Annotated in this window: 13 protein-coding genes; 5 read left to right on the forward strand and 8 right to left on the reverse strand. The window is 71.3% G+C overall.

The window, feature by feature from the left end:
- Positions 1-130 precede the first annotated feature (130 nt).
- Positions 131-580, forward strand: coding sequence for a metallopeptidase family protein (locus ACGFIK_RS03785; RefSeq protein WP_327022638.1), 450 nt, complete (start codon positions 131-133; stop codon positions 578-580).
- Between the two features lie 95 nt (positions 581-675).
- Here the strand turns inward: ACGFIK_RS03785 and ACGFIK_RS03790 are convergent, their stop codons facing one another.
- The 6 genes from ACGFIK_RS03790 to ACGFIK_RS03815 all read right to left on the reverse strand — a co-directional run bounded on the left by ACGFIK_RS03790 (position 676) and on the right by ACGFIK_RS03815 (position 7,413).
- A complete protein-coding gene (locus ACGFIK_RS03790) occupies positions 676-933 on the reverse strand; it encodes a WhiB family transcriptional regulator (protein ID WP_013731688.1) in 258 nt (85 codons plus the stop codon).
- Positions 934-1,403: 470 nt separating this feature from the next.
- On the reverse strand, positions 1,404-1,748 hold the full coding sequence (locus ACGFIK_RS03795; RefSeq protein WP_327022640.1) for a phospholipase: 345 nt from the start codon (positions 1,746-1,748) through the stop codon (positions 1,404-1,406).
- A gap of 17 nt (positions 1,749-1,765) precedes the next feature.
- Entirely contained in the window at positions 1,766-3,160 is a 1,395-nt protein-coding gene (locus tag ACGFIK_RS03800; RefSeq protein WP_393337526.1) for a DUF4331 domain-containing protein, read from the reverse strand.
- Positions 3,161-3,235: 75 nt separating this feature from the next.
- On the reverse strand, positions 3,236-3,370 hold the full coding sequence (locus tag ACGFIK_RS03805) for a hypothetical protein (protein ID WP_327022642.1): 135 nt from the start codon (positions 3,368-3,370) through the stop codon (positions 3,236-3,238).
- Positions 3,371-3,527: 157 nt separating this feature from the next.
- Positions 3,528-6,068, reverse strand: a complete 2,541-nt coding sequence (locus ACGFIK_RS03810) for a bifunctional FO biosynthesis protein CofGH (RefSeq protein ID WP_327022643.1) — start codon at positions 6,066-6,068, stop codon at positions 3,528-3,530.
- A 70-nt stretch (positions 6,069-6,138) separates the two neighbouring features.
- On the reverse strand, positions 6,139-7,413 hold the full coding sequence (locus ACGFIK_RS03815; RefSeq protein WP_393337530.1) for a hypothetical protein: 1,275 nt from the start codon (positions 7,411-7,413) through the stop codon (positions 6,139-6,141).
- Positions 7,414-7,510: 97 nt separating this feature from the next.
- On the opposite strand from ACGFIK_RS03815, the gene cofD reads away from it, so the two are divergent.
- From cofD to ACGFIK_RS03830, 3 genes are all read left to right on the forward strand, one after another.
- Positions 7,511-8,497, forward strand: coding sequence for a 2-phospho-L-lactate transferase (gene cofD, locus ACGFIK_RS03820; RefSeq protein ID WP_393337533.1), 987 nt, complete (start codon positions 7,511-7,513; stop codon positions 8,495-8,497).
- A complete protein-coding gene (locus ACGFIK_RS03825) occupies positions 8,494-9,582 on the forward strand; it encodes a coenzyme F420-0:L-glutamate ligase (protein WP_327022646.1) in 1,089 nt (362 codons plus the stop codon). The genes cofD and ACGFIK_RS03825 overlap by 4 nt, the downstream gene beginning before the upstream one ends.
- A gap of 197 nt (positions 9,583-9,779) precedes the next feature.
- Positions 9,780-10,352, forward strand: a complete 573-nt coding sequence (locus ACGFIK_RS03830) for an NUDIX hydrolase (protein WP_393337537.1) — start codon at positions 9,780-9,782, stop codon at positions 10,350-10,352.
- On the opposite strand, the gene ACGFIK_RS03835 is transcribed toward ACGFIK_RS03830, so the two are convergent.
- Together ACGFIK_RS03835 and ACGFIK_RS03840 are read right to left on the reverse strand one after the other, a co-directional pair.
- Positions 10,321-11,412, reverse strand: a complete 1,092-nt coding sequence (locus tag ACGFIK_RS03835) for a sugar phosphate nucleotidyltransferase (RefSeq protein ID WP_327022648.1) — start codon at positions 11,410-11,412, stop codon at positions 10,321-10,323. The two genes, ACGFIK_RS03830 and ACGFIK_RS03835, sit on opposite strands and share 32 nt — an antisense overlap.
- Before the next feature lie 49 nt (positions 11,413-11,461).
- Positions 11,462-12,607, reverse strand: a complete 1,146-nt coding sequence (locus ACGFIK_RS03840; protein ID WP_393337540.1) for a glycosyltransferase family 4 protein — start codon at positions 12,605-12,607, stop codon at positions 11,462-11,464.
- 152 nt (positions 12,608-12,759) lie between these two features.
- Here ACGFIK_RS03840 and ACGFIK_RS03845 point away from each other — a divergent pair, with 152 nt between their 5' ends.
- The gene (locus ACGFIK_RS03845) at positions 12,760-13,449 is read left to right on the forward strand and encodes a TIGR03089 family protein (protein WP_327022650.1); all 690 of its coding nucleotides are present in this window, start codon (positions 12,760-12,762) and stop codon (positions 13,447-13,449) included.
- Positions 13,450-13,491: the final 42 nt, after the last annotated feature.

Consider the following 13,491-nt stretch of genomic DNA (forward strand, 5'->3'; position numbering starts at 1 on the left):
CCGGGTCCGGCGCACTGCTTCGCGTTACGACACGCCCGACTTGGTGATCACATTTCCCACACATCGACCCGGCACGCCACGGTGTCGGCGTAGCTGTGGCCGGCCAGGGGCGGGGGCTACCCTTTGGCTCATGACGAGCCCGGAGAACCGCCGCCCCGGCGCCAGCCGGCGGGGCCACCGCGACCGGCACGGTCGTGGCCTGCGCGGACGGCTCGTGCCGGCCACCGTGCCGCTGGCCCGTACCAAGGCGGAGATCTTCGACGAACTGGTGCTGGACACGGTCGAGACCCTGGAACGCCGGTTCGCCAAGGAACTGGCCGGGGTCGAGTTCGCCGTGGAGGACGTCCCACCCGAGCTCAACGTCTACGACTCCGATGTGCTGGAGGATGGCGAGGTCCCGCTGGCTCGGCTGTTGCCGGGACGGCCCGGTCGCCAGGAGGTGCCACCCCGGATCGTGTTGTACCGACGGCCGCTGGAGTTCCGGGCGATGGACCGGGAGGACCTGGCCGACCTGGTCCACGATGTGATCATCGAGCAGGTGGCTAACCTGCTCGGTGTCGACCCGGACGAGCTGGCCTGACGCTCACCCTGTCGCGGCCCCCACCGCGACAGGCCGTCCGGGACGACCAAGCCTCCGGGCGGGGCGGTCCCCAACCGCCCCGGCCCGAGCACGGATCAGGCGGCGCGTCGCTTGAGCTTGCGACGCTCCCGCTCGGAGAGCCCGCCCCAGATCCCGAACCGCTCGTCGTGTCCGAGAGCGTATTCGAGGCACTCGGTCTTGACCTCGCACCGCGAGCAGATCCGCTTCGCCTCGCGGGTCGAGCCGCCCTTCTCGGGGAAGAACGCCTCCGGGTCGGTCTGCGAGCACAACGCCCGCTCCTGCCACTCCGGCGCGTTTCCGAGCAGGTCGGCCGCCTCGAGTTGGCCGTCCATCAGTTGCCTCCTTGTCGCGCACCGGCGTCATCGCCGCTGCAACCCCCCACGCGAAAGGCGTGTTTGTCCGTCCGGCCCCGTTTTGTTGCGTTCCGAGTGAACAACCCCATTCAAATTACACGCGTGTAATGCGTGCGCCGTCAAGCCAAACTTGATAATGGAGTCGCCCTCCCGACACGATCCCGGACGGCCCTGCGGACCACCCGGCCTCGCCCTGCCCTATCGATTCAGACCCCGGCCGAGTAACGCCCCTCCCGGCGAGTTGCCCGAGTTTTCTCCCGTGGCGTCCGCCCCACGGTCGACCCCCTCCGGCCATCTGCGAGCGCTTCCGGCAGACCAGCCACGACAACGATTGATCTTGGGAAGCAAGGTTATCCCGACTTCGTCCACCCTGCCCGTCGACCACAAGCGCGACGGCCGCGCTGAGTCCACATCGTGGACCAACGCGGCCGCCGGCTGGGCGCACAGAATCAGTCAGCGGGAGGAGAAATGCTGGTGGGCCAGACGAACTCGGCCACCGCCCCACCGGTAACGGTGACCGCACCGGCCGGCTTCGTTTCGTCCCACCAGACGGTATACAGACCGGAGGGAAGATCCGGGTAGACCGCACTGTGGAAGGTGCCGTCCAGGACCTGCCGCTCCCGTACGGCCGCATGGGTCCGCCGCTGACCACCCCCGTCGGCCAGGCTGATCTCGATCTCCCGGCCGAGCAGTCCACGTCCGGTGTGAATGATCAGGGCACCGGTGTCCCCGCCGAGGTTGAGCATCACCGTTCCACTGCCGGTCGGCCCGTACGCGTGAACATGATCGGTCATCCGACACCCACCCCGAATCAGGCTCGTACCAGCGGGTTGTTGAACCCGTCGTACGGCGTACCGAGGAATGGGAATTTGCGCAGGAAGGGTGCGGTCACGTCGGCCTCGGTGAGCCCCGGAGTCACCGCGGCCGCCGCCTCGTCCGGGGTGAACTTCCGGTCCACCAGCGGCACGGTCAGCCCGGCGATGGCCCGCAGGGCGATGGTCACCACGTCGTCGGTGACCCGCCGGCCGTTCGGGTAACCCGCCAGATCGCCGCCGAGCACCCCCAACCGGTTAGGTCGGCGGGCCGGCGCGATCGCGGTGTTCAGCCGCAGCAGGTCGGCCCGGGTGTCGCCGGTGGCGTTGGCGAAGCCCTTGATCAACCCCTCCGGTATGCCGGTCAGCAGGATGGCTACCAGGTCCGCCCGCGCCTTCTTCGACTTGTTCAGCCGCTCCAGGTTCGGAAAGACACCCGGGTAGAGCACCGGCAGCAGGGCAGCCAGTTCGGGTTGCTCGACGAACTGCGCGAACCGCTTGTCCTCCGAGGGCGGCAGGGTGTTCCACAGGTCCTTCTGCGCCATCGGCACGATGACCTCGTTGAACAACGGGTTGCCCAACCTGGACACCTGGGTGAACGGGCCGGCGTTGGTGTCGGCGGCGGCGCGTTCCCCGAGCACCCTGACCTGACGCCGAGAGGCCGAGGTCCACACCCCGATCACCGAGGCCGGCTCCTGCCAGTGGTACCGGCTGGCCCGTCGACGCAACTTCTCCACCGGCACCTGGATGGCGATGCTGTGCACATTCATCCGGTCCAGGGCGTTCACCGCCTCACCGGGTGCCTTGAAGACGTTCTTACCGGCGACATGCAGTTGCTGGAACGGGCGCAGGGTACCGAGGTCGAAGATCGCCCCCAGATCCACGTAGAAGCCGTCCGCCCGCTGCCCGGCGAAGACCTTTTCCCCGGTGGAGAGGTTGAAGGTGGCCTGGCGCACCAGTTCGCCGTAGTTCGGGATGGACAGCGGGCCCACGTTGCTCGGCGGGCAGGGCAGCTTGCGGGCCAGCATCTGCTCCTTGCCACCGGCGATCCGGGTCAGCCGGTAGAACTGCCGCCGGTTCCAGTTCTCGCTGTCCAGGGCCTCGATCGGGCCGGTGTTGTAGAGAAAACTGTTCGGGTTGGTGATCTCGGTGCTGAATTCGAAGCGGTAGGTGATGTCCGGGCGACCGTCGCCGTCGTTGTCCACATGGATCTCGTACCGCACGTCGTCACCGAACTCGAAGAAGTTCGGTCCCCCGGAGGGCAGTTGCAGCGGCACGTAGTTGGCGATCAGGGTCACCGTGTCTGGACGGTCCGGGGTGACGAAGGCGTACAGGTCGCTGGAGTCGGCGACCGGATCCTTGGCGATCTCCGGCGCCTCACGGTGTGAAGACATGGCGCAGCCACCTCACTGGGTGAGAGAAGGAATTGCTTGAGAATCGGCCAGGCGTACGGCGCCCGCGCCGGGAGATCAGCGCCGGGCGGCGCGCCGCAACCGGTCAGCCAGGCCCCGGTCCCGCACCTCGATGCGGGACTCGCCGACGAAGACGTCCATGATCCCGGAACGGCCGTCGCGCAGGTGCACCACGATCGTCTCAGTTCTCATGGCAACCTTTCCGGCAGCGGCGCACACGGCCCGCGATGGCGGACGGACCGGCGCGTCGAGGCACGCCAACTCCGTGAGAAGTTGCCGGCGGCGACAGCCTCGCCGCTACCGCCGCCGGCAATGACAGGTACGGCCGGCGGCGGGCGAAGGTTCGATGTCAGGCTTCCACGTGACCGTACGCAGTCGTACGCCTACGGGCCGGTCGGCCCGCCGCCGCCGCGATCGCCCGCAACTGCTCCTCGGTACGCGCCGACCCGTTGTCCGAGCCGGCCATCCGGGAGATGGTCTCCTCCATCAGGGTGCCGCCCAGGTCGTTGCAGCCGCTGCGCAGCAACTCCGCGCTGCCCTCGTCACCGAGCTTGACCCAGGAGCACTGGATGCTGTCGATACGGCCGTGCAGCAGCACCCGGGCCATCGCGTGCACCGCCCGGTTGTCCCGCCAGGTCGGCCCCGGCCGGGCGATGCCGGCCAGGTAGATCGGCGCGTTGGTGTGCACGAACGGCAGCGCCACGAACTCCGTGAACCCGCCGGTACGGTCCTGCACCCCGGCCAGCACCCGGAAGTGGGTGAGCCACTGGCCCGGATGATCCACATGTCCGTACATCATCGTGGAGCTGGACCGGATGCCCAGCTCGTGGGCGGTGCTGACCACCTCGACCCAGGCGGCGGTCGGCAGTTTGCCCTTGGTGAGCACCCAGCGCACCTCGTCGTCGAGGATCTCCGCGGCGGTGCCCGGGATGGTGTCCAGCCCCGCCTCGCGCAGCCCGCTGAGCCACTCGCGCACGGACACCCCGGCCTTGGCGGCGGCGGTGGCGATCTCCATCGGGGAGAAGGCGTGCACGTGCAGTTGCGGTACCCGCGCCTTGATCGCCCGGATCAGGTCGGCGTAGCCGGTAACCGGCAGCTTCGGATCGATGCCACCCTGGAGGCAGACCTCGCTGGCCCCGGCCTGCCACGCCTCCTCGGCCCGGTCGGCTACCTGCTCCACCGACAGCCGGTACGCGTCGGCGTCGCGGTCCCGCTGGGCGAAGGCGCAGAACCGGCAGCCCACGTAACAGACATTCGTGAAGTTGATGTTGCGGTTGACGACGTAGGTGACATCGTCACCGACCGCCTCGCGGCGCAGATCGTCCGCGGTACGGCAGAGCTCGTCCAGCGCCGCACCGTCCGCGCCGAACAGGGCCAGGGCCGCCTCGGCGTGCCGGGGCTCCAGCAGCGCCGCCGGATCCTGCCCGGCCAACCGCAGCCCGGCTCTCAGGTCGGCGTCGCCGAAACCGGCCGTGGCCGCTCGACCGGGGCCGCCGACCTGGGTCGGGGGTACGACCGCCTTGGCGGCCACCTCGGACCAGTCACCGTAGACGTGGTCGAAGTCGCCCCGCCGGTCGTCGGTACGCCCGGTGGTGTCGATGGTGAGGTGCAGGTCGGTACGACCGCCGTACGCCTCATCGGGCTCCTGCCACGGCCGACCCACCGGCCGGGCCGCCTCCACGGCCAGCCCGGTGGCCGGATCGGCCAGCGCCCCGACGTGCGGCAGCAGGCGCGGATCCAGCCACGGCTCGCCCGCCCGCACATACTCCGGGTAAATCGTCAGCCGCTCACGCAGGGTGAACCCGGCAGCGGCCGTCCGCGCCGCCAACTCGTCGAGCTGCGGCCAGGGACGCTCCGGATTCACATGATCCGGGGTCACCGGGGAGACCCCGCCCCAGTCGTCGATGCCGGCCCGCAGCAACAGGTCGTACTCCCCGGCGATCAGGTTGGGGGGTGCCTGGATGCGGGCCTTGGGCCCGAGCAGCACCCGGGTCACCGCCACGGTAGCCGCGAGATCGTGCAGTTCCGCGTCCGGCATGGCCCGCATGGCGGTGTCCGGCTTGGCACGGAAGTTCTGCACGATCACCTCCTGGAGATGGCCGTACTCCCGGTGCGCCCGGCGGATCGCGAAGATCGCCTCCACCCGCTCGGGGTGGGTCTCGCCGATGCCGATCAGGATGCCGGTGGTGAAGGGGACCCCGACCCGCCCGGCGTCGTCGAGCACCCGCAGCCGTACCGCCGGTTCCTTGTCCGGTGAGCCGTAGTGCGGGCCGCCGGGCTCCGACCAGAGCCGGGTGGCCGTGGTCTCCAGCATCATGCCCATGCTGGGCGCGACCGGCTTGAGCCGTTGCAGCTCCGACCAGGAGAGCACCCCCGGGTTCAGGTGCGGCAGCAGGCCGGTCTCCTCCAGCACCGCCACCGCGCAGGCCCGCAGGTAGTCCAGGGTCGACTCGTAGCCCCGTTCGTCCAGCCACTGCCGGGCCGCCGGCCAACGCTCCTCCGGCCGGTCGCCCAGCGTGAACAGCGCCTCCTTGCAGCCCTGCGCGGCACCCGCCCGGGCGATCTCCAACACCTCCTCGCGGTCGAGGAAGGCGGCCGGCAACCGGTGCGGCACGGTGGCGAAGGTGCAGTAGTGGCAGCGGTCCCGACACAGCCGGGTCAGCGGGATGAAGACCTTCTTGGAGTAGGTCACCACCCCCGGTCGGCCGGCCTCCCGCAGACCGGCGTCGCGGATCGCCCCGGCGATGTCGAGCAGTTCGTCGAGGGCCGTACCGCGCGCGGCCAGCAGCGCCGAGGCCTCCTCGACATCGAGTGCCCGGCCGGCGGCGGCCCGACGCAACGCCCGCCGAATCCCGGCCTCACTCGACACGGGCCCGCTCCCGTCAACCATCCGCTCAGCCTATTCGCTGCCACCCCGCCCACCGCCCCGGCGTGGGGAACCACACCGGGGCATCAGGAGATCAGGCGGATCGCCCGCCCGGATCGATGCGCTGGGTACGATCCCCGTCACCGTCCGACCGGGGCAGCGCCTGGGTCGACTCGGCACCCTGACCCCGTACCTCCTCGGTCTGCTCCGGGCTTTGGCGCGTGACCTCCTCGGTCGGCTCGGCGCTCTGCCGAGGCATGGTCTGGGTGGGGTCGGCTGACGCCGGCTGCCCGAACGGCGGCGCGGACGCGGGCGCAAGCGGCGCGGACGCGGGCGGTGCGGACGCGGGGGCTGCTGAAGTCGGCGCGGCTGACGGCGGTGCCTGCGGGGGGACGGCCGGCTGACCGTGCGGCGGCCAGGTGTGCGGCGAGGCGGACTCCGGGGACGACGCGGGCTGCCGCCCTTGGGAGTAACCCGTCTCCTGGCTCCCGCCGGTCCCCTGGCCCGCCTGGCTTGCGTAGGTGCCCTGGTCTGGGCGGCGCCCCTGGCCTGCGCCGGTTTCCTGGCCTGCACCGGGACGACCCGACTGGTCACCGGTCGACCATCCGCCGCCGGGGTGGCCGGGGCCGGGCTGACCCGGATATCCCGCCTGATCGGACTGACCGGGGTACCCGGTCTGGCCCTGGTAACCAGGTTGACCGGGGTATCCGGACTGGCCCTCGTATCCGCTCTGGCCCGGGTAGCCGGACTGACCCTGGTAACCGGACTGGTTGGGGTATCCGGACTGGCCCTGGTACCAGGACTGGGCGCTGCCGTCGCCGGGCTGGCCGGGCCAGCCGGGGTGCGGGGTGCCGTACAGGCCGGGCTCCGCCTTGGGGCGGGGCACGTGGTAGAGCCGCCGCCAGACACTCCACACCACGTACGCGGCCACACCGAACAACGCCACCCAGGCCACCCGGGTCAGCAGACCGGTGAGGGCGTCGAAGATCTGCGCCTCGGCCAGCCGACCGACCAGCCAGACCAGCAGGGTCAGCCCGCCGAGCACGGCGCTGATCGCGTACTCGATCAGGGCCACCTGGGTGATCAACTTCGCTTTCGGCACCGCCGGGGCGATGTGGGTGGCCAGCAGCACGGCCAGCACCGGCAGCACGACCGCCTCCAGCCCGATGAAGGCGAAGAAGGCGCTGCCCGCACGGCCGGTCACCGTGCTGTAGGCCCCCTGCGGGGCCAGCAGCCGGATCAGGCCGACGAAGAGGAATACCGCGTTGGCGCCGAGAAGCACCAGGGCGGCGAGTTCCCGCAGCGGCCGGGTCACCTGATCAGCCGGCGTCGGGGCGTTGGGCGAGGGCGGCTCGGCAGGGCTGGTCACGAACTCTCCCTGGGGCGAAAGCGGACAGATGGCGACGTGAGCCTAGTCTCCCCGGGCGACGCCGCGTTGCAGGTGTCGGGTAAGCGAGGATGGTCGGATGCGCATCGTGGTTCTGACCGGGGGCATCGGCGGAGCCCGCTTCCTACTCGGGGTGCGGGCCTATGCCCAGGAGGTGGGAGCGGAGGTCACCGCGGTAGTCAACGTCGGTGACGATCTCCGCCTGCACGGGCTGCGGGTCTGCCCGGATCTGGACAGTGTCATGTACACCCTGGGCGGGGGCGCCGACCCGGAGCGGGGCTGGGGCCGGACCGGGGAGACCTGGACGGTCAAGGAGGAGTTGGCCGCGTACGGCGCCGAGCCCGGTTGGTTCGGGCTGGGCGACAAGGACCTCGCCACCCATCTGGTCCGCACCACCATGCTGGACGCGGGCTACCCCCTGCACCAGGTGACCGAGGCGCTGGCGACCCGCTGGCAACCCGGCGTACGGCTGCTCCCGGCGACCAACGACCGCCTCGAAACCCATGTGATCGTGAGTGCGAGGAGTGAGCTTGCGAGCCCCGCAGCTGCCGGCGGCTTCGGCGGCGGGCAGCAGGCGATCCATTTCCAGGAGTGGTGGGTACGGCATCGGGCGCAGTTGCCGACCCACCGGTTCGTCTTCGTCGGGGCCGAGGCGGCGAAGCCGGCGCCCGGCGTGGCCGAGGCGATCGCCGAGGCGGATGTGGTGCTGATCGCGCCGAGCAATCCGGTGGTCAGCATCACGCCGATTCTGGCCGTGGCGGGCGTACGGGAGGCGGTCACGACCGGGCCGGCGCCCGTGGTGGGGGTGTCACCGATCATTGGTGGCGCGCCGGTGCGGGGCATGGCCGATCGGTGCCTGGCGGTGGTCGGGGTGGAGTGCAGCGCGGCCGGGGTCGGGCAGTTGTACGGCGCCCGGACGGCAGGTGGGCTGCTCGACGGCTGGCTGGTGGCCGAAGAGGATGCGCAGACAGTGGTGCCGCAGGTGACCGTACGCGCGGCACCATTGCGGATGATCGACGAGGCGGCGACGGTGGCGATGGTGCGCGCCGCAGTGGAGATGGCATGAAACTGGAGATCCTGCCGGTGCCCGGCATCGGCCATGTGGCTGAGGGTGACGACCTGGCCGCTTTGATCGCGACGGCGGCGCCCTGGCTGCGCGACGGCGATGTGCTCGTGGTGACCAGCAAGATCGTCTCCAAGGCCGAGGGACGGCTGGTGGACGTCCCGGCCGACGGGCCGGAGCGGCAGGCCGCCCGGGACGAGATCCTGGCGGCCGAGACCGTACGGGTGGTGGCCACCCGGGGAGCCACCCGGATCGTGCAGACCCAGCACGGCTTCGTGATGGCCTCGGCCGGCATCGACGCCTCCAACGTCGACAAGACACGACTGGTGCTGCTCCCCGAGGATCCGGACGCCTCGGCCCGGGCGCTGCGGGCCGCCCTGCGGGACCGGTACGGCGTCCAAGTGGCCGTGATCATCAGTGACACCTCGGGCCGACCCTGGCGCAACGGGCTGACCGACGTGGCCCTGGGGGTGGCCGGGATGGCGGCCATCCGCGATCACCGGGGCGAGGTCGACCCGTACGGCAACGAGTTGGTGCTGACCCAGATGGCGGTGGCCGACGAACTGGCCGCGGCCGGCGAGCTGATCAAGGGCAAGTGTGACCAGATGCCGGTGGCGGTGATCCGGGGCTACCTGACTGCGCCGTTGCCCGACGACGGCGCAGGGGCCAAGGTGCTGGTCCGGGACGCCGAGATGGACCTGTTCGCGCTCGGCACCGCCGAGGCGAAGGCAGCCGGGCTGGCCGCCGCCGCCCTCCTGGCCGACCGTCCGGGCGAGACCCCACCCGATCCCTCAGCGGTCGACCGGGCGATCGCCGCGGTCGCCGGGGTGGTCGCTCCCGGCACGGTCTTCACCCAGGTGACCGACCACGACGTACGCACCAGCCTGGTCGCCACCGTGCCCGGGTGGCCCGCCGAGGCCACCGCGCTGGTGCTCTGCTCCCCACCCACCCCGGTAGGCCCGGTCCAACTGGTCCGCTTCGGCACCGACGTACAACGCCTCCGCACCGCCCTGGCCGCCGAAGGCGTCCCCTCCCAACTCCTCCCACCCCCCGCCCACACCACCGCCGCCGCCACCCTCGCCCTCTAACCAGCCCTCACCCGTTCCCAGCCCGTTGATCATGAGGTTGGCGGCACCTCGAAGATCGACGAGTGCCGCCAGCCTCATGATCAGCGCGGGTCAGCGCGGGTCAGCGCGGGTCAGCGCGGGTCAGCGCGGGTCAGCGCGGGTCAGCGCGGGTCAGCGCGGGTCAGCGCGGGTCAGGAGGGGGTGGTTAGGGTGGGGGTGTGGATGGGTGGGGGGCGTTGCATGGGGATGCGGTGGCTGTGCTTCGTGGGTGGGAGCCGACTTCGGCGGAGGCGGCGCAGGCTCGGGATCTGACCCTGGGGTTGCTGGGTGTCGGGGCGGTCGCCATGCAGCGGACGCACAAGGCCGGGCATCTCACCGCCAGCGCCCTGGTCTTCGACTCGACCGGTACCGAGGTGCTGCTCTGCCTGCACGGCAAGCTGAGCATGTGGGTGCAGCTCGGCGGGCACTGCGAGCCGGGCGACCGGACCCTGGCCGGTGCCGCGTTGCGGGAGGCCACCGAGGAGTCCGGCATCACCGGACTGTGGATCGACCCGGTGCCGATCGACGTGGACGTGCACCCGGTCAGCTGCCAGGGCGGGTCACTGCACCACGACGTACGCTTCGCGGTGTTCGCCCCGCCGGGGGCGGTGGCCCAGGTCAGCACGGAGTCCGAGGCCCTCGGCTGGTTCCCGCCGGACCAGCTGCCAGATCCGCTGGCCGGCGGGACGGCCCGGCTGGTGGCACCGGGCCGGGCCGCGTTCAGACGAGCTTCTCCTCGCCCCGCTCCTTGAGTTCGTCCACGATCCCCTTGACGTCCTGGGCCCGGTCACGCGGGCAGACGAGCAGGGCGTCGGCGGTGTCGACCACGATGAGGTCGTGCACCCCGATGCCGGCCACCAGCCGGCCGGACTGCGGCACCACCACCATGCCGCTGCTGTCGCGCAGCAGCACCTCGGCATTGTCGTCCATCCCGAGCACCACATTGCCGTCGGCGTCGGCCGGCAGCACCTCACCGAGGGTGTGAAAGTCACCGACGTCGTTCCACCGGAAGTCACCCGGTACGGTCGCCACCCGGCCCGCCCCGGCCGCGCCCTCCATCACCGCGTAGTCGACGGAGATCTTCGGCAAGGTCGGCCAGATCGCACCGAGTACCTCGTCCTGCTGCTCGCTGCCCCAGGCCGCCGCGATGCTGGTCACCCCGGCGTGCAGGGCGGGCTGCTGGCGAGCCAGTTCGGCCAGGAACGCCGACACCCGCCAGACGAACATGCCGGCGTTCCACAGGTAACGACCGGAGCGCAGGTACGCCTCGGCCACCTCGGCGTTCGGCTTCTCCTTGAACTCGGTGACCGGCCGCATCGGACCCTCACCGACCGGTTCGCCGGTCTGCAGGTAGCCGTAGCCGGTCTCCGGCCGGGTCGGGGTGATCCCGACCGTCATCAGCAGCCCCTGCTCGGCGCCGCGGATCGCCGCCTCGACGGTCTGCACCCAGCTCTGCGGGTCACCGATCAGGTGATCGGCGGCGAAGGAGCCCATCACCGCGTCCGGATCCCGTACGGCGATCACCGCCGCGGCCAACGCGATGGCCGCGCAGGAGTCCCGGGGCGAGGGCTCGACCAGGATGTTCTCCTCCGGCAGACCGGTCAGCTGGCGGGCCACGGCCGCGGCGTGGGCCGCCCCGGTGACCACCATGGTCCGCTCCGGGGTGGTCAGCGGCGCGGCCCGCTGCACCGTCGCCTGGAGCAGCGAGGCGGACGTACCGGTGAAGGGGTGGAGAAACTTGGGGTGCCCGGCCCGGGACAGCGGCCACAACCTTGTGCCGCTGCCACCCGCCGGAATGACGACATAGATCACCAGGACATCATGCCCGAACCGCCCGCAGCGGGCGTCGGGGTTGCCGACCTCAGGACCGGGCCCGGGACCAGGCGGCGATGTGCACCTCGGCGCTGGACTCCCAGGTGAACTCCTTCGCCCGGTCGAAGCCGGCCTTCGCCAGCGACAGCCGACGCGGCTCGTCGTCGAGCAGAGCGGCCAGGTCGACCGCGATCTGGTCCGGGTCCTCGCTGGTGTAGGCCACCGCGTCGCCACCGACCTCGGGCAGCGACAGCCGGGGGGTGGTGAGCACCGGAGCGGCGCAGGCCATCGCCTCCAGAATCGGCAACCCGAAACCCTCACCGTACGAGGGGTAGGCGGCGACCAGGGCACCACCGAGGAAGCCGGGCAGGTCGGCGTAGCGCAGATAGCCGGGACGCAGCAGCCGCAGATGCGAGGGCACCTCGGCCACCGCCCGATCGATGTCGTCGTCGTGCCCCTGGCCACCGGCCACCACCAGGGCGGGCGGGTCCTGCCGGTCGGCCACCGCCCGGGCCCAGCCCCGAATCAGGTTAGGTACGTTCTTGCGCGGCTCCTTGGCCCCGAGGAAGGCGACATAGCTGCTGCTGCCCAGGCCGAGTCGGGCGCGTACCCGGGCCTTCTCCTCGTCGCCGGGGGCGTGGAAGGCCGCCTGGTCGACCCCGTGGTACGCCACGTCGATGCGGGTCGGGTCGGCGTCCAGCAGCCGGATCAACTCGTCCCGGGTGGCCTTGCTCGGCACGATCACCCGGTCGGCGCGGCGCAGCGAGGTCTTGATCGCACTACGGAAGAAGGTCCGGCGGGACTTGTCGTAGTGCTCCGGCTCGGTGAAGAACGTCGCGTCGTGCACAGTGACGGTGACCGGACATCCGGCCCGCAACGGGCAGGTGTAGAAGGGCGCGTGCAGCACCTCCGCACCCACCTGCTGGGCGAGCAGCGGCAGGCCGGTCTGCTCCCAGGCCAGCCGGGCGGGACGGTGCGCGACGGCGGCGGGGGCGGGAACGATCTCGGCACCGGGCAGCATCCGGCGATAGCGCTCCAGGTCGGTACGGAGGCTGACCACGACCAGGTCCACCGCCGACCCGCACACCTTGCCGAGGGCGCCGAGCAGGCCATCGACGTATCTACCGACGCCGCCACGGTCGGCGGGGACACTCGTGGCGTCGATGAGCACGCGGGGCGGGCGGCCGGCGGTCACGGGGCGACTCCTTGCGATGGCGGGATTGTGGGATACAACACTTTCCGGCAAGCCTACGCCGGAGCCGGGTGTGGACGTTGACTGCGACCCGACCGTACGCCGACTTGTCGCTGCCATCGGGTACGGTCGCCGGCCGCGTATCGTTCGCCCCGATGGCCGACAACATTGCCCGGGTGTTCGCCGACGCGATCGCGACCGACCCGAATCGACCCCTGCTGACCTGGTACGACGACGCCACCGGCGAGCGCACCGAGCTGTCCGGCGCGACCCTGGCGAACTGGGTGGCCAAGACGGCCAACCTGCTCACCGACGAGGTGGGGCTGGGGCCCGGTGACACCGCCGCCGTACTGCTTCCGCCGCACTGGCAGACCGCCGCCGTACTTCTGGGTTGCTGGGCTGCCGGACTGACCGTGGCGGATCAGCCGGGTGCGGCGGAGGTGCTCTTCGCCGCCACGGACCGGATCGTCGAGGCGGAAGCCTGGTCGGCCGGCGACCGGTACGCCCTGGGGTTGCATCCGTTCGCCCTGCCGCTGCGGGAGGTGCCGGCCGGCTTCGCCGACTACGTGACCGAGGTACGGGTGCACGGCGACCACTTCGGGGCGTACCCCCCGGGTGGCCCGGCGCACACCGCGCTCATCGACCGGGCGACGGCGCGCGCCGCCGAGTTGGGCATCTCCCCGGCCGATCGGGTCCTGATCGACGTGGACCGCTACCCGGACCCCCTCGACTGGCTACTGGCCCCTCTGACCGCCAACGCCACCCTCGTCCTCTGCGCCCACCCCGACCCCACCCTCCTCCCCACCCGCCGGTCCACCGAACACACCACCCACACCCTCCCCTAACCCCACCCACCCCACCCCGCCCCACCTCCCGCTCGGCCCGAC

It is taken from the genome of Micromonospora sp. NPDC048871, from assembly GCF_043198155.1.
Classification (GTDB): Bacteria; Actinomycetota; Actinomycetes; order Mycobacteriales; family Micromonosporaceae; genus Micromonospora.